Source organism: Kitasatospora sp. CM 4170 (assembly GCF_032110285.1).
Classification (GTDB): Bacteria; Actinomycetota; Actinomycetes; order Streptomycetales; family Streptomycetaceae; genus Kitasatospora; species Kitasatospora aburaviensis.
This window is the reverse complement of the sequence record NZ_CP134877.1, coordinates 7,123,335-7,143,306: the sequence shown is the minus strand read 5'-3', so window position 1 is coordinate 7,143,306 and position 19,972 is coordinate 7,123,335. Positions and strand designations below refer to the sequence as shown.

Annotated in this window: 15 protein-coding genes and 1 pseudogene; all 16 read right to left on the bottom strand. The window is 74.7% G+C overall.

All coding sequences use genetic code 11. The features are described from left to right. Nucleotides 1-11 precede the first annotated feature (11 nt). The 16 genes and pseudogenes from RMN57_RS30165 to RMN57_RS30090 all read right to left on the bottom strand — a co-directional run bounded on the left by RMN57_RS30165 (nucleotide 12) and on the right by RMN57_RS30090 (nucleotide 19,746). Complete coding sequence (locus tag RMN57_RS30165; protein ID WP_313766446.1) at nucleotides 12-632, bottom strand: LysE family translocator; 621 nt, start codon at nucleotides 630-632, stop codon at nucleotides 12-14. An 85-nt stretch (nucleotides 633-717) separates the two neighbouring features. Further along, complete coding sequence (locus RMN57_RS30160; RefSeq protein ID WP_313766445.1) at nucleotides 718-921, bottom strand: cold shock domain-containing protein; 204 nt, start codon at nucleotides 919-921, stop codon at nucleotides 718-720. Between the two features lie 91 nt (nucleotides 922-1,012). Next, a complete protein-coding gene (locus RMN57_RS30155; protein ID WP_313766444.1) occupies nucleotides 1,013-1,930 on the bottom strand; it encodes an SDR family oxidoreductase in 918 nt (305 codons plus the stop codon). An 82-nt stretch (nucleotides 1,931-2,012) separates the two neighbouring features. After that, nucleotides 2,013-2,429, bottom strand: coding sequence for a PIN domain nuclease (locus RMN57_RS30150; RefSeq protein ID WP_313766443.1), 417 nt, complete (start codon nucleotides 2,427-2,429; stop codon nucleotides 2,013-2,015). Beyond that, nucleotides 2,422-2,619 (bottom strand): type II toxin-antitoxin system VapB family antitoxin, encoded by a 198-nt coding sequence (locus RMN57_RS30145; RefSeq protein ID WP_313766442.1) that lies wholly within the window; start codon nucleotides 2,617-2,619, stop codon nucleotides 2,422-2,424. Before RMN57_RS30145 ends, RMN57_RS30150 begins: the two co-directional genes overlap by 8 nt. A gap of 79 nt (nucleotides 2,620-2,698) precedes the next feature. Continuing rightward, nucleotides 2,699-4,423: an SDR family oxidoreductase gene (locus tag RMN57_RS30140; RefSeq protein WP_313766441.1), complete on the bottom strand. Its 1,725-nt coding sequence runs from the start codon at nucleotides 4,421-4,423 to the stop codon at nucleotides 2,699-2,701. After that, nucleotides 4,420-5,307, bottom strand: a complete 888-nt coding sequence (locus RMN57_RS30135) for a M24 family metallopeptidase (RefSeq protein ID WP_313766440.1) — start codon at nucleotides 5,305-5,307, stop codon at nucleotides 4,420-4,422. The genes RMN57_RS30140 and RMN57_RS30135 overlap by 4 nt, the downstream gene beginning before the upstream one ends. Before the next feature lie 106 nt (nucleotides 5,308-5,413). Beyond that, nucleotides 5,414-6,502: a PDR/VanB family oxidoreductase gene (locus RMN57_RS30130; RefSeq protein ID WP_313766439.1), complete on the bottom strand. Its 1,089-nt coding sequence runs from the start codon at nucleotides 6,500-6,502 to the stop codon at nucleotides 5,414-5,416. Nucleotides 6,503-6,609: 107 nt separating this feature from the next. Then, nucleotides 6,610-7,524 carry a metal-dependent hydrolase gene (locus tag RMN57_RS30125; RefSeq protein WP_313766438.1) on the bottom strand — a complete coding sequence of 305 codons (915 nt, stop codon included), beginning with the start codon at nucleotides 7,522-7,524 and terminating at the stop codon, nucleotides 6,610-6,612. A gap of 208 nt (nucleotides 7,525-7,732) precedes the next feature. Continuing rightward, nucleotides 7,733-8,467 (bottom strand): IclR family transcriptional regulator C-terminal domain-containing protein, encoded by a 735-nt coding sequence (locus tag RMN57_RS30120; protein WP_313768017.1) that lies wholly within the window; start codon nucleotides 8,465-8,467, stop codon nucleotides 7,733-7,735. A gap of 269 nt (nucleotides 8,468-8,736) precedes the next feature. Then, nucleotides 8,737-13,422 carry a caspase, EACC1-associated type gene (locus tag RMN57_RS30115; protein WP_313766437.1) on the bottom strand — a complete coding sequence of 1,562 codons (4,686 nt, stop codon included), beginning with the start codon at nucleotides 13,420-13,422 and terminating at the stop codon, nucleotides 8,737-8,739. Further along, nucleotides 13,419-13,931, bottom strand: a complete 513-nt coding sequence (locus RMN57_RS30110; protein WP_313766436.1) for an effector-associated constant component EACC1 — start codon at nucleotides 13,929-13,931, stop codon at nucleotides 13,419-13,421. Before RMN57_RS30110 ends, RMN57_RS30115 begins: the two co-directional genes overlap by 4 nt. 258 nt (nucleotides 13,932-14,189) lie before the next feature. Beyond that, the gene (locus RMN57_RS30105; protein WP_313766435.1) at nucleotides 14,190-15,650 is read right to left on the bottom strand and encodes a catalase; all 1,461 of its coding nucleotides are present in this window, start codon (nucleotides 15,648-15,650) and stop codon (nucleotides 14,190-14,192) included. A gap of 306 nt (nucleotides 15,651-15,956) precedes the next feature. Then, nucleotides 15,957-17,009, bottom strand: a pseudogene (gene alc, locus RMN57_RS30100) (allantoicase); the annotation flags it as partial. Further along, complete coding sequence (gene allB / locus RMN57_RS30095; protein ID WP_313766433.1) at nucleotides 17,006-18,394, bottom strand: allantoinase AllB; 1,389 nt, start codon at nucleotides 18,392-18,394, stop codon at nucleotides 17,006-17,008. The pseudogene alc and the gene allB, both read right to left, overlap by 4 nt. Before the next feature lie 209 nt (nucleotides 18,395-18,603). Continuing rightward, nucleotides 18,604-19,746: a glycerate kinase gene (locus RMN57_RS30090; protein WP_313766432.1), complete on the bottom strand. Its 1,143-nt coding sequence runs from the start codon at nucleotides 19,744-19,746 to the stop codon at nucleotides 18,604-18,606. Between the last annotated feature and the right edge of the window lie 226 nt (nucleotides 19,747-19,972).

The window sequence follows — 19,972 nt, the reverse complement described above, 5'->3', positions numbered from 1 at the left end:
CTGAGCCCGCGTCAGTCCGAGAGCGCGAGCTTCACTCCGAAGCCGACCACCACCGCACCGGTCACCCGGTCCATCAGGCGCCGCGCGGCCGGCCGGCGCAGCCAGCCGCGCACCGCCTGCGCGAAGCCCACCAGCACCGTCGACCAGATCAGCCCCTCGACGACGTGCACGCAGGTGAGCGCCACCCCGGCGGCGAAGTGCGGCGCGTTCGCGGGGATGAACTGCGGCAGCACCGCCACGTAGAAGACGCCGACCTTGGGGTTGAGCAGGTTGGTCAGCAGGCCGCGCCGCCAGCCGTGGGCGAGGCCGCCGTCGACCGGCCCTTCCTCCGGGTCGGCCCCGTCGCCGCGGCTGCGCAGCATGCCGATGCCCATCCAGACCAGGTAGGCGGCCCCGGCCCAGCGCAGGACCTCGTACGCCACCTGGGAGGCCGTCAGCAGGGCGGTGACCCCGGCCGAGGTGAGGGTGCCCCAGGTCAGCGTGCCGGCCTGGATGCCGAGCACCACGCCCCAGGCCTGGCGGCGGTGCCCGAGCGCGGAGGTGCGCAGGATCAGTGCGGTGTCGAGGCCGGGGGTGAGGGTCAGCAGTCCCACCACGAGGGCGAAGGACCACAGGGCGGTCGTCATCTCCATGGGCGTTCATCGTACGGACCCCCGGAGGGGACCGGATTGGACGTTCCCGACACGGGCCGTCCCGGGCCGCGCGGGCCCGCCCGGTTCAGAGGGGCCGGACGTGTTCGGCCACCGGCCGGCCCTCCTGGTCCGTCGGGTCGTACTCCACCCGCTGGCCCTCGGTCAGCGCCCGGTCGCCCTCCGCGACGATCGAGTCGAAGTACACGTACAGCGCGGGCCCGTCCTCGTCGGGCGTGATCAGGCCGTAGCCGTGGTGCACGTTGTAGGACTGCACGGTTCCGGTGGCCATGGGTACTCCTTCGGTCGCTCGGGGGTGACGACCTCCTGGGTACCACCCCCGGGCGCCGAACCGGCGCTGCCGCGCCCGGGGCCGTGCGGCGTCAGCGGTAGTCGGCCGGATCCAGGAACCCCTCGGCCCGCTCCGCGTCCAGCAGGTAGCGCCAGCAGTCCGGGCGTTCGCCGTCCACATCGGTGAAGCCGTACTCCCGGGCCAGGGCGCCGCTGGAGAGCGAACGGCCGTTCCAGCGGGCCGCCTCCGGGTCGGCGGCCAGCGCCACGACCGCCCGGCCGACGAAGGCGGGCGACTCCGAGATGCCGAACCGCGGCTCCCGCTCGGTGGCCTCGCGCCAGGTCTCCTCGGTGACGCCGAAGTGCTCCAGCATCATCTCCGAGCGCAGCCAGCCCGGCGTCAGCGCTACCGCCGTGGCCCCGCGGGGGCCGAGCTCGTGCCCGAGGGCGAAGGCCATCCGCAGGATCGAGGACTTGGCGAGGTCGTAGAAGAGCGAGTTCCGGTAGCGGGTGCCGTTGTACTCGGCCGTGCCGTCCGTCATCTCCACCACCAGCCCGCCCGGGCGGCGCAGCAGCAGCGGCAGCAGGAAGTGGTTGGTGACGGCGTGGGTCTCCACCGCCAGGCGCAGCAGGCGCAGGCCGTTGTCGAGGTCGTGCTCCCAGACCGGGACCTCCCACTCGAAGAGGTGCTCGCCGCCCCAGACGTCGTTCACCAGGACGTCCAGCCCGCCGTGCTCGGCCTCGATGCGCTTCGCCACGGCCGCCACCTGCTCGGGCACCAGGTGGTCCGCCCGGACCGCGATCCCCTGCCCGCCGGCGGCGGTGACCAGCTCGGCGGTCTCCTCCAGCGTCTCGGCCCGGCCGTACTCCGACCGGTGGCCCTCCGCGCTGCGCCCCGTCCCGTACACGATCGCCCCGGCGGCCCCCAGCTGCACCGCGATCCCGCGCCCGGCCCCCCGCGTCGCCCCGGCCACCAGTGCGACCTTGCCCTTGAGTGGCTGCCCGCCCATGCCCCGTCCTCTCCTCGCGCCTCCCATGCCCACCCATCCTGCCCCGGAAGTTCCCCCGCGGCTTGGGCCGCGCGGCCGGAACTCAGTCCGCCGTGCCGGGCGGGACGACCCAGCGGGTGGACTGACCGGTGACGGCCGCGATCATGTCGTAGTCGCCGTCGTAGTGCAGGACGGTGCAGCCGTGGCGTTCGGCCACGGCTGCGATGACGAGGTCGGCGACTGACAGCGCCCGCCAGTTGCCGGCGGAGGTGAGGAGCGCCTGGACCTCGACGGCGCGGTCCCACACCTCGTCGGGCGTCGACAACCAGTCGAAGCCGCGCAGTCCCTCGCGGATCCGGTCGGCATCGGTCTTGGACCGGGCGCTGTGCATGATTTCCAGCTCGACTGCCCCGCAGAGCGCGAGCAGCCCTTCGTTGAACATTTGGTCGATCACGGCCCGAACCGCCGGCTTCGCGTAGCGGGCGAAAGCCGACTTGTCGATCAGGAAGCGCTCACTCACTCTGGTCCACCGGTCCGGTGAGATCGGGCAGTCCGCCCTCGGCGAGCCAGGCGAGAAACTCCCTGCCCTTGCGGCGCTTGACCGCGTCTTCGAGGGCGGCGTTGACGGTCGCCACCTTGGTCGTCGTGCCGAAGATCTCGGCGGCCTCGGCCAGCAGCTCGTCGTTGACGTCTATCACGGTACGGGCCATGGTCGGCCTCCCAGATCGGCACGGGCCTGCGATATCAACATCCAGACTATCCGATATCACAGGCCCACGGGCCTTTCGCTCAGGTCACGTTGAGGCGGGCCGCCAGGCGGAGCAGGCCCGGGGAGAGGCGGCTCAGGAAGCGGGCGGCCCTGGCCTCGGGGGTGACCGGGACCACGGGGCGCCCGGTGCGGACGGCGTCGAGGATGGCGGCGGCCACCTTCTCGGGCGGGAAGCCGCGGCGGGCGTAGAGCCTGGCGGCGCGGGCCTGCTTGGCGGCCTGCTCGGCCGCGGTGGTGGCCGAGAAGGTGGAGGTGCGGGTGATGTTGGTGTTGACGATGCCGGGGCAGATGGTGGAGACCCCGATGCCGTGGCCGGCCAGTTCGGCGCGCAGGCAGTCGGAGAGCATGAAGACCGCCGCCTTGCTGGTCGCGTACGCGGTGAGCGCCTTGGAGGGCAGGTAGGCGGCGGCCGAGGAGACGTTGACGATGTGGCCGCCGGCGCCGCGGTCGGCCATCAGGGTGCCGAAGGCCCGGCAGCCGTGGATGACGCCCCAGAGGTTGACGTCCAGGACGCGCTGCCACTCCTTCGCGGTGGTCTGCAGGAACGTCCCGGAGTGGCCGATGCCGGCGTTGTTGACCACCACGTCGGGCACGCCGTGGTCGGCCGCGACCTCCTTGGCGAAGGCGTCGACGGCGTCGCCGTCGCTCACGTCGACCTGGTAGGCGTGGGCCACCGGGCCGATCAGGGAGGCGAGTTCGGCGGTGCGCTCGGCGGCCGCGAGGTCGACGTCGCAGACCACCACCCGGGCGCCGTCCTCGGCGAAGGCCAGCGCGGTGGCCCGGCCGATGCCGCTGCCGCCGCCGGTGACCACCACCAGCCGGCCGGCCGCGGCCGCCTCGGCGGCCCTCCCGGCGTCGACGGCGGCGGTGAACTCGCGGACCATTGCGGCCACGGTGGATCCCTTCTCCAGCAGGGCGGACCAGTGGGTGGCGTGCAGCGAGCGGCGGGTGAGCCTGGGCGCCCAGCGCTCCAGCCCCTCGGAGAGGAACGCGCCCACGTAGTGGTCCTTGGTCAGGGTGATCAGCTGGACCGGAACCTCGGTGGGCCGCTCGCGCGGGTTGCGCAGGGCGGGCCGCATGTTGGCCCGGTACAGCTCGATGCCGCGGACGGCGTCGCGTCGCAGGGTGGGCTGCGGGTGGCCGGGGCGCGGGGTGACCTCCTCCAGGTCCCGCAGCACGCGCGGCCAGGCGCGGGCCAGGCCGAGCCGCCAGAGGCCGGGGGCGAGGTAGGGCAGGTGGAAGGCGGTGATGTACCAGGAGTGGACGCCCTGGGAGAGCAGCTGCCCGAGGTGGCGCGGGGTCGGCCGGCGGAGGCGGTGGCGCAGCCAGTGGCCCATGTGGTCCAGGCAGGGGCCGGACATCGTGGTGTAGGAGGCGAGCCGCTGCTCGGCGCCGGGAGCGGTGACGGCCTCCCAGGACTGCAGCGAGCCCCAGTCGTGGGCGACCACGTGCACCGGCCGGTCCGGGCTGACCACGTCGGCGACGGCGAACAGGTCGGCGGCCAGCTGCTCCAGCCGGTAGCCCTCGCGCGCGGCCGGGACGCCGGACTCGCCGGCGCCCCGCACGTCGTAGCGGACCACGTGGTGGTCGCGGGCCAGGTCGGCGGCGACGTCGTCCCAGACCGCGTGGGTGTCGGGGTAGCCGTGCACCAACAGGACGGTGGGCCCGGCCGGGTCGCCCTCCTCGAAGACGGCGAGCGGCAGCCCGCCGGAGTGGACGGTCCGGCGGCGGGGGGTCGTCGTCATCGGGTCGCCTCCTGGGCGGTCTCGGCCCCGGCCGGGACGGACGCGGGCGTGCTCGCCGCCGCGTTCCAGCGCCGGACGTGCGGCAGGTCGTCGTCGAGCCAGTACGCGTCGTCCTCGGTGACCACCAGCAGCTCCTCGAACTTGATGCCCACCTCGCGGAACCCGATGTGGGGCTCGACCGCCCACAGGCCCGGGGTCGGCGCGTGCCGGGACGCCCGGCCGTCCGCCCAGAGCGGGGAGCGGCCGTGCAGGCGCTCGCTGATCAGCTCGCGACCGAGGGTCTGGAGTGTACGCACCCCGAAGCCGAAGAGGTTGACCCCGGCGGGACCGCGGGCGGTCATCCAGGTCACCTGGTGGCCGATCACCCGGCCCGGGTAGACCTGGTGCCGGTTGTCGTAGCCGTGCGCGGCGATCTGCGCGTCGACGGCCGCGTACACCTCGTTCAGCGGCTTGCGGGCGCGGACCTCCGCCAGGATCAGCTCGCGGTAGACCCGGAGGTCGGCGGCGAGCCGGTCCCAGACCCGGTTCTCGCCGACCTTGCCGCCGTAGCCGATGTCGGCGGTGTAGCCGTCCACCACGGGGGCGCAGTCCAGCACGTACGGCATGCCCTCCTCCAGCCGGCGGCCGCCGGCGAAGAACTGCAGCGGCGTGTGGAAGTGCCGGAACGCCGTCCGGTCGCCGAACCAGGCGAAGGGGACGTGGAAGAAGTCCTGCACGCCCGCACCGACCAGGCAGCGGCGCAGCTTGGCGGTGGCCTGCCGTTCGGTGACGCCGGGTTCGATCCAGGCGGCGACCTGTTCGGCACAGTGGTAGGCGAGTTGCTGGGTCTCGCGGAAGCGGGCGAGGTCGTGGTCGGTGAACGGGAAGGTCGGGGGCTTCGCCACGGCGGGAGGCTCCTGTTCTGGGGGTCCGGGGCTGCGGGAGCGGGACTGCGGCGCGTCGGCGGGCCCGGCGGGCGCGGCGCGTCGGCGGCGGGCCGGGCGTCGACCGCTACAGGTCGACGACGAGGGTCTCGCCCTCGGCGGCCCGCGAGACGCAGGGCAGCAGGGCGCCGGCGGCGCGCTGCTCGGGGGTGAGACGGCGGTCGCGGTGGTCGGGCGTGCCGGCCAGCAGGCGGACCTCGCAGGTACCGCAGAACCCCTGGTGGCAGGAGGAGGGCAGGTCCGGGCGGGCCTCGCGGAGCACGTCCAGGGCGGACCGGTCGGCGGGGACGGCGAGCGCCGGGCCGTCCGCGCCGAGGCGGACGGTGAACGGCTCGCCGTCGGTGATCGGCGCCGCGCCGAACCGCTCGAAGTGCAGGGCGCCGGCGGGCGATCCGTCCAGCGCGCCCTGGACGGCGGCGAGCATCGGGGCCGGGCCGCAGCAGTAGACGGCGGCGCCCCGCGGGGCGTACCCGAGCAGCTCGGCGCCGGTCGGCACGCCGCCGTGCTCGTCGTCGGTGCGCCGGTGGACCCGGGCCGGGTCGAGGTCGTCCAGCTCGTCCGCGTACGGGAGGGTGGCGGCGCTGCGGCCGACCAGGACGAGCCGCCAGTCCAGCCCGTGGCGTTGGGCCTCGCGGGCCATCGGCAGCAGCGGGGTGACCCCGATGCCGCCGGCCAGCAGCAGGACGGCCGGCTCGGCGCAGAAGGCGAAGCCGTTGCGCGGGCGGCAGGCGGCGAGACGTACGCCCCGGTGCAGGGCGTCGTGCACCTCGACCGAACCGCCGCCGCCCCCGGGCAGCCGGCGGACGGCGATCCGGTAGGCGGTGCGCTCGGCCGGGTCGCCGCAGAGCGAGTAGTGGCGCTCACGGCCGGAGGGGAGCGTGAGGCGCAGGTGCGCGCCGGGCTGCCAGCGCGGCAGCGGGCCGCCCGAGGGGTCGGTGAGCCGCAGTTCGACGACGTCCGTGGCGACTTCGCGGCGGGCGGCGACCACCAGTTGCAGCGGCGGCGCGGGGCGGACGAACGGGCGGCGCGGGCTGCGCCGCAGCAGCGGGCTGCCGAGGGCGGGGCTGTAGCGGTCACCGAAGGCGGTGAGCCGCCGCATGAACCGGTCGGCGTGGGGCCGGCCGTAGAGGTCGGGGGGCGGGGTGTGCAGGTCCATCCGGCGGGTCCTTGGGTGTCCGTGGGGGCGGCGTCGGGTGAGGTGGACGGGTGGGGGCCGCTCCGCTGCCGCCTCCCGGCGGCCGCGAGACCCCGTCACGCCCGCCGTCAGTGGGCGGCGGCCGCGCGGGCGGCCGGGGAGGTGGCCAGGTAGCCGAGCGCCTGGCTGGACGAGCCCTCCTGGGTGGGGTGGTAGCCGGGGCGCAGGTAACGCAGCCCGGAGCGCACCGACTTGACCGGATCGGGCAGCAGCCCGCGCCGGGCGATCCGGCGGGCCTCGCGCCAGGTCGGCCTCAGCCGGCCGTCGAGGCTGGGGTCGGCCGCCAGCAGGAACCGGGCGCCGCGCACCCAGAGGTGGACCAGCAGCGGTCCGGAGACCGCCATGCCGCGGATCCGCCGCAGGTAGCCGGGGTCGAGGTGGACCATCAGGTCGAACGCGACGCTGCGGTGCTCGACCTCCTCGGCGCCGTGCCAGCGCAGCAGGTCCAGCATCGTCGGGTCGGCCTGGGCCCGGTCCAGGCCCGGGGAGTTGAGCGCCCAGTCGCCCAGGAAGGCGGTGAAGTGCTCGATCGCCGCGATGAAGGCGACCCGCTCGATGATGTTCTCGCGCCGCCGGGCCGGCGGGAGGCCCGGCTTGTCGCCGAGGACCCGCTGGAACAGCCAGGCGATCTGACGGACGTACGGGCGCGGGTCGAGCCCCTGGCCGAGCAGGTGGTCCAGCACCTCCTGGTGCGCCTCGGCGTGGATGGCCTCCTGGCCGATGAAGCCGAGCACCTCCTCGCGCAGCTGCTCGTCGCGGATCAGCGGCAGCGCCTCCTTGAACACCTTGACGAACCAGCGCTCGCCCTCCGGCAGCAGGAGGTGGAGGACGTTGATGACGTGGGTGGCCATCGGCTCGTCCGGGATCCAGTGCAGCGGCAGGCCGGCCCAGTCGAAGCGGACGTCCCGGGGCTCCAGGACGAGGCTGTCGTGGACGCGCGAGGCCGGGGCGGCGACGGCGGGAACGGGCGTGGAGCGAGGCATGGGAGGGCCCTCCTGACCTGCGGGTGGCGGCTCGGCTCAGGGAAACGTACTCGCGGGTAGCGGCGGCGACAAGGGGTTCGGCGACTCTTATCGACATCGAGTCTAATAAGTGATGTGCACCGCGCGACACCCCACTACCCCACCCCGGAAACGCGAAGGCCCCGCCGGATCCGGCGGGGCCGCACGTGGACGGGCGGACGACGGCCGGTCAGACCGCCATGGCGAGCATCAGCGGCGCTGCCCGGGCCGCCAACAGCTCCGCGGCCGCCTTGAGCCGGTGCACGTTGTCCACCGGCATCGACGTGGCCAGGCAGCCGACCGTGCTGCCCGCCGTCACCGGCACGGCCGCGCAGACGGTGCCGAGCGCGTACTCCTGGATGTCCAGCACCGGCACGGTGGCCGGCTGCCGCTCCAGCCGGTGCATCAGCTGGTCGGTGTCGGTGACGGTGCGTGAGGTGAGCCGGGCCACCGGGTGCCGGGAGAAGTGGTCCCGGCGGCCGTCGTGGTCGAGCTGGCTCAGCAGGCACTTCCCGATCGCACTGGCGTGCGCGGTGGCCCTGAAGTCCACCCACTCCTGCACGGCGGGCGCGTGATCGGCCGCGGAGACCGCCTCCACCGACAACTCTCCGTCGTGGTACCGGCTGAAGTACACCGCAGCACCCAACTCATCGCGAAGATCGGCGAGTTGCCGGTTCAGCCGGGCACGGACGAGCTGCTCCCGGTTGTGCTGCCCGAGCAGCGCGAACGTACCGCCCAGCAGCCAACCGCCGTCCTGGCACTGGAGATAGCCCTCGATCTCCAGGATCTCGGCGAGCCGCCGAACCGTCGGCAGGCTCAGGGACGTCTCCCTGGCGAGGGCGACCAGGGTGGCACCGCCGGCATGCCGGTCGACGGCCTCCAGCAGTCTCAGGGCGTGCTGCAAGGACGTGATCGAACCGGGCATGCCCTGGTCCGGTGCGGCGTGACGACCCGGGGCTGGTGTCGACATGTCGTCCCCTTCCGATGTCCGCCCGCACGGCGACCTGCGGGCTTCCTCCAGCCTAGCCACCCGAGCGGCCGGGCAGTTGCCGTCCACGGATATTGGTGCAGGTATCGTGAACGGGCTTGACCGGCATATGCCCCGGCCGCCGCGCGAGGACACTCACGCCCCGCCCCGGAACCCGCGCCCCGTCACTTCACGGACGGCTCCGGAACCCGCCCCGGGAGTCCACCTCAGGGGGCCGGCGGGCACGGGTCGGTGTACTCGGTTCCGGGCAGCACCTCCTGCCACTTCTCCCCGCTCATCCGCCCGGGCAGTGCGGCGCACAGCGCCGCCGGAAGCTCCTTGTCCAGGCCGGTGGGAACCAGCAGCACGGCCACGTCCAGGGCGTGCAGCAGGTCCGAGTCGAAGTCCAGCAGCATCGCACCGTCCTTCGGGCTCATCCCCAGGACCGCGACCCGCTGGAGGTCGATCCGGGCGTAGTCCCTCAACCGCTCGGCGGAGGCGAGCAGTTCGGCCCCCGCGCCACCGGAGTCGCCGTCCGACGGCGCGCGCCAGATCGCCAGCCCGCCGCCGTCCGAGCTCTTCCAGCCCACCAGCTGGCCGTTCTTCGAGTCGGCCGCCAGCCCGGACAGACCGGTCAGACCCCCCTGGAGGACCACCGGGCGCAGCTCCGGCAGGCCCATCAGGAAGGGCCTCCCACGGCCGTTGACCACGGCGAGCAGGTGGTCGGAGAGCAGCGCGGTGGACTGGGTGTCCGCCCCCGTCGTGCCCACCGTACGGGCACCGTCGGGGCTGCCCGGGGCCCACAGCCGGAGTACCTTCTCGCCCAGCTGCTGCCGGCCCGGCTCGGGTTTCAGCAGCGGCGCGGTGACGAGCAGCCAGCTGTCGTCCAGGCGGTAGAGCGCCTGCGGGGGCTCGTCCACCTGGGCGGTCCGCACCGGACGGCGCGGATCGGCGAGGTCCCAGAACTGCGCCTGCCGGGGCAGCAGCAGCGCCACCGACCGGGGACCGGTGAACGAGGGAACGGCCTGCTCGCCGGCCCCGGTGACCGTCCCTTCCTGCTCGGCGCCGTCCAGCCGCTCGATGTTCCAGAGCACCGCGTCCCCGGTGGCCGGCCGGTGCAGCAGCAGAAGCTTTCCGTCGGGCGCGAACGCGAAGCCGGCCGAGCCCGCGTCGCCGGCAGAACTCTCGAACTCCTGCCCCGGTTTGAGCGACCCCTGGGTGAAGTCCCAGAGCCTGAGCTTCGTCCCCTCGCGGTTCTGGCTGATCAGGGCCTCACGTCCGGGCAGGAAGCGCGCACGCGACCACGGCTCCGGCAGCGTGGCCGCCAGCGACGGCGCCTCCTTCGCGTCCTCGATCCGCCAGATCCGGGCGACGTCCGCGCCGGTGCCGGTGCCCACGTAGTACTTGCCGTCGGAGGAGAGCATCGAGCCGGCGACCGTTCCGGCCGCAGCCGCCCCGTCCGGCACCGAGCGCCGCAGCGGGCTCCAGAGGCGGATGCCGCCGTCGTAACGGCCCGCCGCGAGACCGCGGTTGTCCGGCCGGTAGGCGACCGCCTGGACGGCGTGCGGCGGCATCGGCGCGTCCTCGCCCGGCTTCAGGGTGGCGAGGTCCGGCCGTGGGCCGATCGTGCCGCGTTCCTCGGAGGGAAGCTCGCTGGCGTTGCCGAGGTCGCTGTCGTCCGGTCCCACGGCGAAGATCCGGACGTGGCCGTCCCAGCCGGCGCCGGCCAGGTAGCGGCCGTCCCCCCGGAAGGACAGCAGGGGGGTGGTGGCGGGGAGGCCCAGCGGGCTCAGGGCTTCCTTCGGGTGGTCCCGGTCGGTGATGTCCCAGGACTTCACGGTGCTCGGGCCACCGGCGGCCAGCGTGCGGCCGTCCGGGCTGATCGCGAGCGACATCGCGTAGGCGTCGGTGATCAGCGTCCGCGGCGTGGCGTGCTGCCGGTCGGCCACGTCCCACAGCCGGACGTTCCCGCCGCGCAGCCCGGCCGCCAGGGTCCGCCCGTCGGGGTGGAAGGCGACGCAGTTCAGCTGCGCCCCGCCGTCCGGCCCGGGAACCGTCCCGCCGGCCGGCCGGCTCGGGTCGGTGACGTCCCAGAACACCAGGCCCCGGTCGGTGGCCACCGCGAACAGCCGGCCGTCCGGGCTGAGCGCCGAGCCGTAGGCCAGACCGGAGTCGGCGGCCGTGGTGCGGGACACCTCGCGCGCGTGGTCCGGGTCGGCCATGTCCCAGACGTAGAGCTGCCGGGCGGCCTGGGCGAACAGGTAGCGGCCGTCGGGACGCCAGGCGATGGTGGCCGTCCCCTCCACCGTCAGCGTCTGCCGGGGGCGCGGACGCACCGGATCGGCGACGTCCCAGGTCCGGACGGTGCGGTCGGCCGCGGAGCTCGCGAGAGTCGCACCACCGGGGGCGAAGGCGAGGTTGAGGACGGCCTTGGTGTGCCCCTCCAGGGTCGTCGGGACCGGGGTCAGCGCCGACCGGAGCAGGGCAGACCTCGCCTCCACCGTCGGCGAGGTCCGGAACGCCACCAGGCTCATCTCCAGTGCCGCCGCCGGGTCTTCGGGACGCAGCGCGTCCGCCACCGCCGCGATCCGCTTGGAGCTGACCTCTGCGTCGCGGGTGTGGGCGAGGTTCCCCTGGACATGGGCGACGGCCAGCGCGACGACCAGCGCCAGCGCCAGCGTGAGTGCGCCGGCGAAGATCGACCTCCGCTTCAGCCGCTGCCGCTGCTCCCGCGACGCGCATGCCGCCAGGAACTCCCGTTCCACGGAGGTGAGACTGATCCGCGCCGCCGGCGAGGAGCGGCCCGGGGCGGTCCGCCCGCGCAGCGCGGCGAGCTGGTCCCCGCCGACCAGGTAGGAGTCGCGGCGCCCGCTGTCCACCCAGCGGACGGCGAAGCCGGTCAGCCGCTGGCGGGCCAGCAGTTCCTCCTTGGACTCGCCCACCCAGTCCTCGAGTTGCCGCCACGCCCGGAGCAGCGCCTCGTGGGCGATCTCGACGACGCCGCCGCCGCGCACCACCAGGTGGGTGCGGGTGAGGCGGTCCAGCACCTCGCTGATCACCTCTTGTTCGCTGGCCGGACGACCGTCCAGCAGCTCGGCGGTGCCGACCCGTCGGCGCACCACCACGTCCTGCGGGCCGATGTGCACCATGCGCAGCAGGATGTCACGCAGGACGCCCCGGTGCCGCTCGTCGAGCTCGTCGTGGAGCCGCTGCGCGCTGCTGCTGACCGACTGCCAGATCCCTCCGGTGTGCTCGTACCCGGCGAGGGTGAGCACGTGGCCGCTGCGGTGCAGCCAGGTGGTGTGCAGGGCGTGGGCCAGGAAGGGCAGGGCCTCGCCGAACGAGGACTGCCCGCGTTGGCGGCCGTGCCGCAGGTCGTGCAGCAGCCGCCCGGTCAGGCCCTGTTCCAGGACCAGGCCGACCCGCTCGGCGGGGAGTTCGATCGCCTCGCGCAGTTCGGCGGGTGTCAACGGCGGGAGGTTCACCACGCCGCGCTCCACCGCCGCGTACAGGGTGGGGTGGCCGGTGAGGCGGCCGTAGTGGTCGGCCTGCACCGCCAGCACGGCGAGCGGCCGGGCGGAGGGGGGCGGCGCGAAGGGCGGAGCCTGCGGGACCGCACGCGGCCGGTCGGACCGGGCCCGCTGCTCGGAGGGAGCCTCCGCCGGAACGGGGCCGAGCAGCGCGAGGAAGAGCTCCCGCTCGGCCTCGTCCTCGCAGCGGGTGAAGACCTCCTCCAACTGGTCCACCAGCAGCAGCCGCGGCGCCTGGTGGCCTGGCCGCGCGGCCGGGAACTCCCCCGCCGAGAGCGTCCGCAGCACGTCGTCGGGGGCGCGGCCGGTGGCCTGGGCCCAGCGTTCGGCGAGCAGGTGCAGCGGGTGCTCGCCGGGTGCCGGCAGCAGCAGAGCCGGCCAGGGCGTGTCCGCCGGTCGCCTCGCGCGGCGCTCCCCCAGCACGGCCAGCAGGCCGGCCCGGAGCAGCGAGGACTTGCCGACGCCGGAGGAGCCGACGATCAGGACGGCGTCCTCCCGGCCGGGGGTGGCGACCTCGTCGACGAGGCGCGCCGTGAACCGCTCGCGGCCGAAGAAGTACGCGGCCTCCGCCGCCTTGAAGGCGCCCATACCGGGGTACGGGCAGGGGCCGGGCTCGGGCGGCAGGGGCCGCCACCCGGGCCGCTCGGGGTAGGCGCGGTTGCGGGTGAGGACCGCCGAGGCCATGGCCCCGTCGCTCTGCAGGCGCGGGCCGGAGCCGCCCTCCCAGGGCAGCCCGGCCAGAGTCCGGTGGAGGCTCGCCAGCGTCAGGTCGGGCGGGCCGGAGGGGTCCCCCTCGGCGAGCAGGGTGAGCAACCGCCCGCTGAACCGCGTGTGCGGCAGGCCGGGCGGCGCGAACGCGAGCTCGTGTCCGCTGGCCGCGCTGAGCAGGGTGCTGCCCTGGGGCCGGGCGTGGACGGCGGGGTCGCCGGGGCTGCCGTCGGGAACGGCGGCCCGGCCCGCATAGCAGCAGTCCAGGACGACGATGCTGCCGTGACGGGCGGTGTCGAGGATCTCCCGCAGCGTCTCGTAGGAGACCGCCCGGCCGACCGACTCGTCCGACTCGCTGTCCCAGGTGGCGAGATGGAGCCTGCCGCCCGGGCTGAGGATGCCGTGGCCCACGTAGTAGAGCAGCAGCACACCCTCGGCCTCGGTCACCAGCCGTTCCACCAGCGCGGTCACGTCGGTGGCGGTGGCGTACGGCGGGACCCGGTGGATCGCGTCGGCCGCCAGCCCGCAGTGGTCGCGCAGGGCGGTCTCGACGTCGTCGAGCGTCGTCTCGACGGCGGGCAGCGGAGAGAGCAGCGAGCCGGCCCGGTGGGCGGCGGTGCCGACCAGCACGGCCCGCGCACCCGGCCCGAACAGCCGGCCGGGCGGGGCGCTCACCGTTCGGCCCCGGCGTCGCCCGCGTCCGGGCCACCGTGCCGCGGGGCTCCGACCTCCCCGGTGCCGGACTCACCCGCGCCGGAAGCCCCGGGTCCGGAAGCCGTCCCGGACACTGCGCCGGTCCCGGCCGGCGCCTGGTCGATCGCCGCCGCCAACTCCCCCACCAGTTCGGCGATCTGGTGTGGCGTCATGCCTTTCACCTGACGGCTGGAGAGCGTCACCCGGCCGCCGTCCGGCCGGGTGAGGGTGACGGTGTGGCTGGAGCGCCGGGTCTGCACCCAGGCGACCACCGCCCCTGCGAACACCGCGACCACCCCGCCGGGTTCGAGCAGGGCGATCAACGCCTCGGCGGCCACTCCCATGCTTCCCGGTTCGGGCGTCCCGCCGGCCCGTCTGACCCGGCCGCGAAGCGCGGGCTCCTCGGCCAGCCAGCCGCGCAGCCCGTGGACGCCACCGCCATCGGCCCGACCGCCCTGTTCCCCGCCCTCGACACTGACGACGATTCGCATGACCACCCCGCCCCACCCGCAGTTCTGACGAGTCGTCAGGGTACCGCTCGACCCGGCCGGGGGCAGGGTCCGTGCACGAATTCGCCGCCGACCACGGCGCACCCGCCGCACGCCGTACCCACCGCACCGGCGCCCCGGCCCCGCCCGGGGACGCCGATCGGGCCCCTCCCCACTGCCCAGGGGGAGAGGCCCGACCGCGGCCGCCGGGGTGCGGGCCCCGGCGGCCGGTGGGGGTGGTTCGGACGAGCCCGCGGCGCGTCAGCCCTCGTCGCCGGCGCGGAGCTTGGCGACGGCCGCCTCCAGGCGGGCGCCGTACTCCTCGTCGGCCGCGTGGAAGTGGGCGAGGTTCCTCTCCACGACGTCCTCGCGGGTGACCTGCGCGAGGAAGCCCGCGATGTTGCCGATCAGGCGGGACTTCTCGCCCTCCGACATCAGGCGGTACAGCTCGCCGGCCTGGAAGAAGTCGTCGTCCTTGGTGTGCGCCGGCGTGGTGTAGGTGCCGGTGTGGCCGCTCAGCCGGACCGGGGCGGCCAGCGCGTTGTCGGTCTGGGCAGGGCCGTCGTACGAGTTGGGCTCGTAGTTCTTGCCGCGGCCGGCCTTGTTGACCGCGTGGAGGCCGTCGCGGCCGTAGTTGTCGGCCTCGGTGGCGCGCGGGGCGTTCACCGGCAGCTGGGTGTGGTTCACGCCGAGGCGGTAGCGCTGGGCGTCGGCGTAGGCGAACAGCCGGCCCTGGAGCATCTTGTCCGGGGACGGGCCGATGCCGGGCACGAAGTTGTTCGGCGAGAACGCGGACTGCTCGACGTCGGCGAAGACGTTCTCGGGGTTGCGGTTGAGCACCAGGCGACCGACCTTGACCAGCGGGTAGTCGGCGTGCGGCCACACCTTGGTGAGGTCGAACGGGTTGAAGCGGTAGTCCGCGGCCTCGGCGACCGGCATCAGCTGGACGTAGAGGGTCCAGGACGGGAACACGCCGCGCTCGATGGCCTGGTGCAGGTCGCGCTGGTGCGAGTCGGCGTCGGCGCCGAGCACCTCGGCGGACTGCTCGCCGTCCAGCGAACGGATGCCCTGGTTGGTCTTGAAGTGGTACTTCACCCAGTAGGCGTCGCCCTGCTCGTTGACCCACTGGTAGGTGTGCGAGCCGTAGCCGTTCATGTGGCGGTAGGACGCCGGGATGCCGCGGTCGCCGAAGAGCCAGGTGATCTGGTGGGTCGAGGCCGGCGAGTGGGCCCAGAAGTCCCAGACGTTGTCGGCCTCCTGGATGCCGGTGTACGGGTCGCGCTTCTGCGAGTGGATGAAGTCGGGGAACTTCAGCGGGTCCTTGATGAAGAAGACCGGGGTGTTGTTGCCGACGAGGTCGTAGTTGCCCTCCTCGGTGTAGAACTTCACCGCGAAGCCGCGGGGGTCGCGCACGGCGTCGCTGGAGCCCAGGTTGCCGGCCACGGTGGAGAAGCGCAGGAACAGCTCGGTGCGCTTGCCGACCTCGGAGAGGAAGGCCGCCTTGGTGTACTGCGAGACCTCGTCGGTCACCTCGAAGTAGCCGTACGCGCCGGAGCCGCGGGCGTGCACGACGCGCTCCGGGATGCGCTCGCGGTTGAACCGGGCCAGCTTCTCCAGCAGCTGCTGGTCCTGGATGAGCAGCGGGCCGTACTCGCCGGCCGAGGCCGAGTTCTGGTTGTCGGCGATCGGCGCGCCGGACTCCGTGGTCAGGATCTTGGACATGGAGGGTCCTTCAGGTGTCGAGACAAGCGGTGCGTGGAGGAGGGGTTGGCGGCCGAGCGGCGGCCGAGCGGCGGCCGGGCGGCCGGCTGCCGGTCAGATGCCGAGCAGGCGCCAGACGGCCGAGCGGCGGCGGGAGGAGTGCTCGCCGTCCGGGCCGTCGGCGGGCCGGAGCCCGGCGACGGCGGCGGTGGCCGCGGCCGGGTCCGCCAGCGGACGGGCGGCGGTGAGCGCGGCGGCCTCGTCGGCGGTGAGGCCGGCCTCGGCGAGCGCGGCGGCGGCCTCGGCGGCCGGGACGGCGTTGAACCAGCGCAGCGCCAGGGCGGCGCGGCCGGCCTCGGTCAGCCGCCCGGTGAGGCGGAGCCGGGCGAGACCGCCGTCCGGGTACACGTTGATCCGCACGTGGGTGACCGGGCGGCCGACGTCGAGCCGGAACCGGTGCCGGGTGTCGGGCTGCAGGCGGGTGCGGGGCAGGATCCCGAACCAGCCGTCGCGGTCCTCGGAGGGGTTGCCGCCCTGCGAGGCGTCGTAGCCGACCAGGTCGGCCCAGCCGGGGGCGTTGGCGACGAAGTGGGTGGTGTCCACCTCGGCGGCCAGGACCTCGCCGCCCCCGGCCAGGGCGATCTGTACCCAGTCGTTGGCCTTGTCGCGCCGACGCCGGGTCTCCCAGCCCTCGCCCATGACGGAGGCGCGACCGGGAGCGTTCAGGTTGTGCGGGGAGGAGAAGTAGCGGTCGGACGCCGCCTCGGCCACGCCGCCGTACTCCTGGGCGGCGAGGTCGAAGGTGAGGCCGTCGAGCTCGCGCGGGTCGGGCAGCACCTCGCCGTGGACGCGGAGCCGGGCCACGCCGCCGTCCGGGAAGATGTTCAGCCGGACGTGGGTGTAACGGGTCCCGTCGCGGACCTCGAACTCGTGGGCGGTGTCGCCCTGGAGCGGGGTGCGCGGCAGCAGCTCGACCCAGTCGGCGGCGGCCAGCTCCTCCGGCGAGGGGTGGCCGGGTATCGCGGCGGCCTCGACCGAGGCGCTCTCCGGGTAGTTGCCGGTGAAGTGCGCGGTGTCGACGATCAGGCCGCGGATCACGCCGGCGACGCCGAGCCGGACGACCGTCCAGTCGTGGTCGTCGTCGGTGGGGTGCGGCTGGTCGGCACCGACGCCGCGGCGCCGCTTGGACTCCCAGCCGTCCATGATCTGGCCCTTGTGCCCGAAGGTGTGCGGCCGGAACTCGGCGGGCTTGGCGACCAGCAGGTTCTCCGCGTCCGCGAAGGTGTCCTCGTTGGTGGCGACGACGCCGGCGCCGAGCAGCCGGGAGGCCAGGTTGACCAGCTCGGTGAAGGGAGCGCTCGGGGTGTTGACGGTGCTCACTGAGTCTCCTCGGGGCGGGTGATCTGGCCGTCGGCCGGGCGGGTGATCTGGCGGCCGAACGGCTCGGCCGCGACGTCGACGACCCGGCCGCGCAGCCAGGTGGTGCGCACGGCGCCGGTCAGCGTCCGGCCGGCGTACGGGGTGACGGGGTTGCGGTGGTGGAGCTCGCCGGCGTTCACGGCGAAGTCTGCGTCCGGGTCGAAGGCGACCAGGTCGGCGTCGTGGCCGACGGCGATGGCGCCCTTGGTGCCGGTGAGGCCGACCAGCGAGGCCGGGCCGCTCGCCATCCAGCGGACCACGTCGCCGAGCGTGTGGCCGCGGCGGCGGGCCTCGGTCCAGATCGCCGGCAGGCCCAGTTGCAGGGAGGCGATGCCGCCCCAGGCCTTGGCGAAGTCCCCGCTGCCGCCGAACTCCGGCAGCAGCTTGAGGTCCGGGGTGGAGGGCGAGTGGTCGGAGACGACGGCGACGAACTCGCCGGCCGCCAGGGCCGCCCAGAGCGCGTCCCGGTTGGACTCGTCCCGGATCGGCGGGCAGCACTTGAACGCCGTGTCGCCGTCCGGCACCTGCTCGGCCGCGAGGGTGAGGTAGTGCGGACAGGTCTCGGCGGTCACCCGGACGCCGTCCTCGCGGGCCTGCCGCAGCAGCGGCAGCACGGCGGCCGAGGAGACGTGCAGGATGTGCACCCGGGCGCCGGTGCGGCGGGCGGTGTCGAGCAGCCGCACGACGGCCGCGGTCTCGGCGTCGGCGGGCCGCGAGGCGAGGAAGTCCCGGTAGTGGACGCCGGGTTGCTGCGGGGCGGAGTCCAGGACGGTCGGGTCCTCGGCGTGGATGATCGCCAGCGCCCCGATCCGGGCCTGCTCGGCCAGCGCGGCCTCCAGGTCGGCCGCCTCGACGTGCGGGAACTCGTCCACGCCGGATGGCGCTAGGAAGCTCTTGAAGCCGAACACGCCCGCGCGGTACAGCGGTTCGAGGTCCGGGACGTTGCCGGGGACGGCGCCGCCCCAGAAGCCGAGGTCGACCCAGGCCTGGCCCTCGGCGGTCTTCCGCTTGGCCTCCAGGCCGGCCACCGTGGTGGTGGGCGGGATCGAGTTGAGCGGCATGTCGATGATCGTGGTGACGCCGCCGGCGGCGGCCGCCCGGGTGGCGGTGGCGAAGCCCTCCCACTCGGTGCGGCCGGGCTCGTTGACGTGCACGTGGGTGTCGACCAGACCGGGCAGCAGCGCGGTGTCACCGAGGTCGGTCAGATGCTGGTCGCCGGCGAGCAGCGAGCCGTGCTCGGCGATCTGCTCGATCCGCCCGTCCCGGATCAGCACGTCCGCGGGGCGCTCGCCGTCCGGCAGGACCACCCGGCGGGAGCGGATCACCGCAGTCTCGCTGAGGGGCATGGGGGACCTCCGAAGCCTGAAGAAGAGGGGTGGGGTACGTCGAAGGATTGCCCGGAGCCTAGGGCCGCCTTCAACAAAACGTCAATGGAGGAACGTACGAGGGCCGACGGGTTCCGGCCGCCCGGGGCGACGCGTTCCGCCCGACCGGCCGGAGCCCTCCCGCCCGCCTCGGACGGGGGTCTCCGGTCGGCCGCGAAGGGGCCGTCCGGTCAGCCGGCGAGGAACGCCGCCGCCAGCCGCTCCCCCGCGACCTCGGCGAGTTCGGCCGCCCGGGTCATGCTGTCCCCGGGCTGTTCGGCCAGGTCGGTGAGGGCGTACGCGCCGGCGAAGCCGGCCGCCCGCCACTCGCGCTCGGAGAGTTCCAACCGCCCTGCCACAGCAGCCACCCGAACCCCCGCCCGGGTGGCCGCCGCGGCAACGCCGGCGGGTGCCTTGCCGTGGAGCGTCTGCGCGTCCAGGCAGCCCTCGCCGGTCACGACGAGGCGTGCCCCACGCACGGCCTCGTCGAAACCCAGCAGATCGAGCATCAGCTCGATGCCGGGTCGCATGGTGGCGCCGAGCAGGGCGAGGGCGGCGAAGCCCACCCCGCCTGCGGCCCCGGCGCCGGGGGCGTTGCGGAAGTCCCGTCCGACGGCCTCGCCGACCACGTCGGCGAAGCGGGTCAGGCCCTCCTCCAGGATCACCAGGTCCTCGCCGTCGGCGCCCTTCTGCGGGCCGTAGACCGCGGTCGCGCCGCGCGGGCCGAGCAGCGGGTTGTCCACGTCGCAGGCCACCACGACCTCGATCCCGGTCAGCGGGTCACGCAGCGGGCCGAGGTCGATCCGGTCCAGCTTGCGCAGCGCGGCGCCGCCCGGCGCCAGCTCGGTGCCGTCGGCGTCCAGCAGGCCGACGCCGAGGGCCTGGACCATGCCGGCCCCGCCGTCGGTGCAGGCACTGCCGCCGAGGCCGAGCACGATCCGCTTGGCGCCCAGGCTCACCGCCCGGCCGATCAGCTGGCCGACCCCGTAGGAGCCGGCCGCGAGCGGGGCGGTCCGGCCGCCGGGGAGCCGGGCCAGCCCGGAGGACTGCGCCAGCTCGACCACGGCGGTGTCGCCCCGCACGGCGAGTGCGGCGTCCACCGGCAGGCCGGTGGGGCCGGCCACCTTGGCCGGGATCCGGTTGAAGCCGGCGGCCAGCGCGGCGGCCAGGGTGCCCTCGCCGCCGTCGGCGACGGGCAGCTCGCGGACCTCGGTGCCGGGCGCGCCGCGGCGGATGCCGGCGGCGATCCGCGCGGCGACCTCGGCGCCCTCCAGGGTGCCCTTGAACTTGTCGGGAGCTACGACCACATGGCCCTGAGTGGGGGTGGCGGGCATGGCGTGGGCCTCACTTCCGGACTGGTCTGGCAATTGGTTCGTCAAGCATCCGCCCACGGGGCGGGCGTGCGCCCCAGGGGCGGGGCCCGGGAGCGGGCAGGTGCCCCCGTCGGGGGTGCGTCCGTCGGGGGCCCGCCCCCGTCCGGCGTGTGCCCGCCGGACGGTCTGCCCGCGATCCGGGCGTGCACCCCGCCGGGCGTGGGCCCGGGTGGGGGGTGCGGTGGCC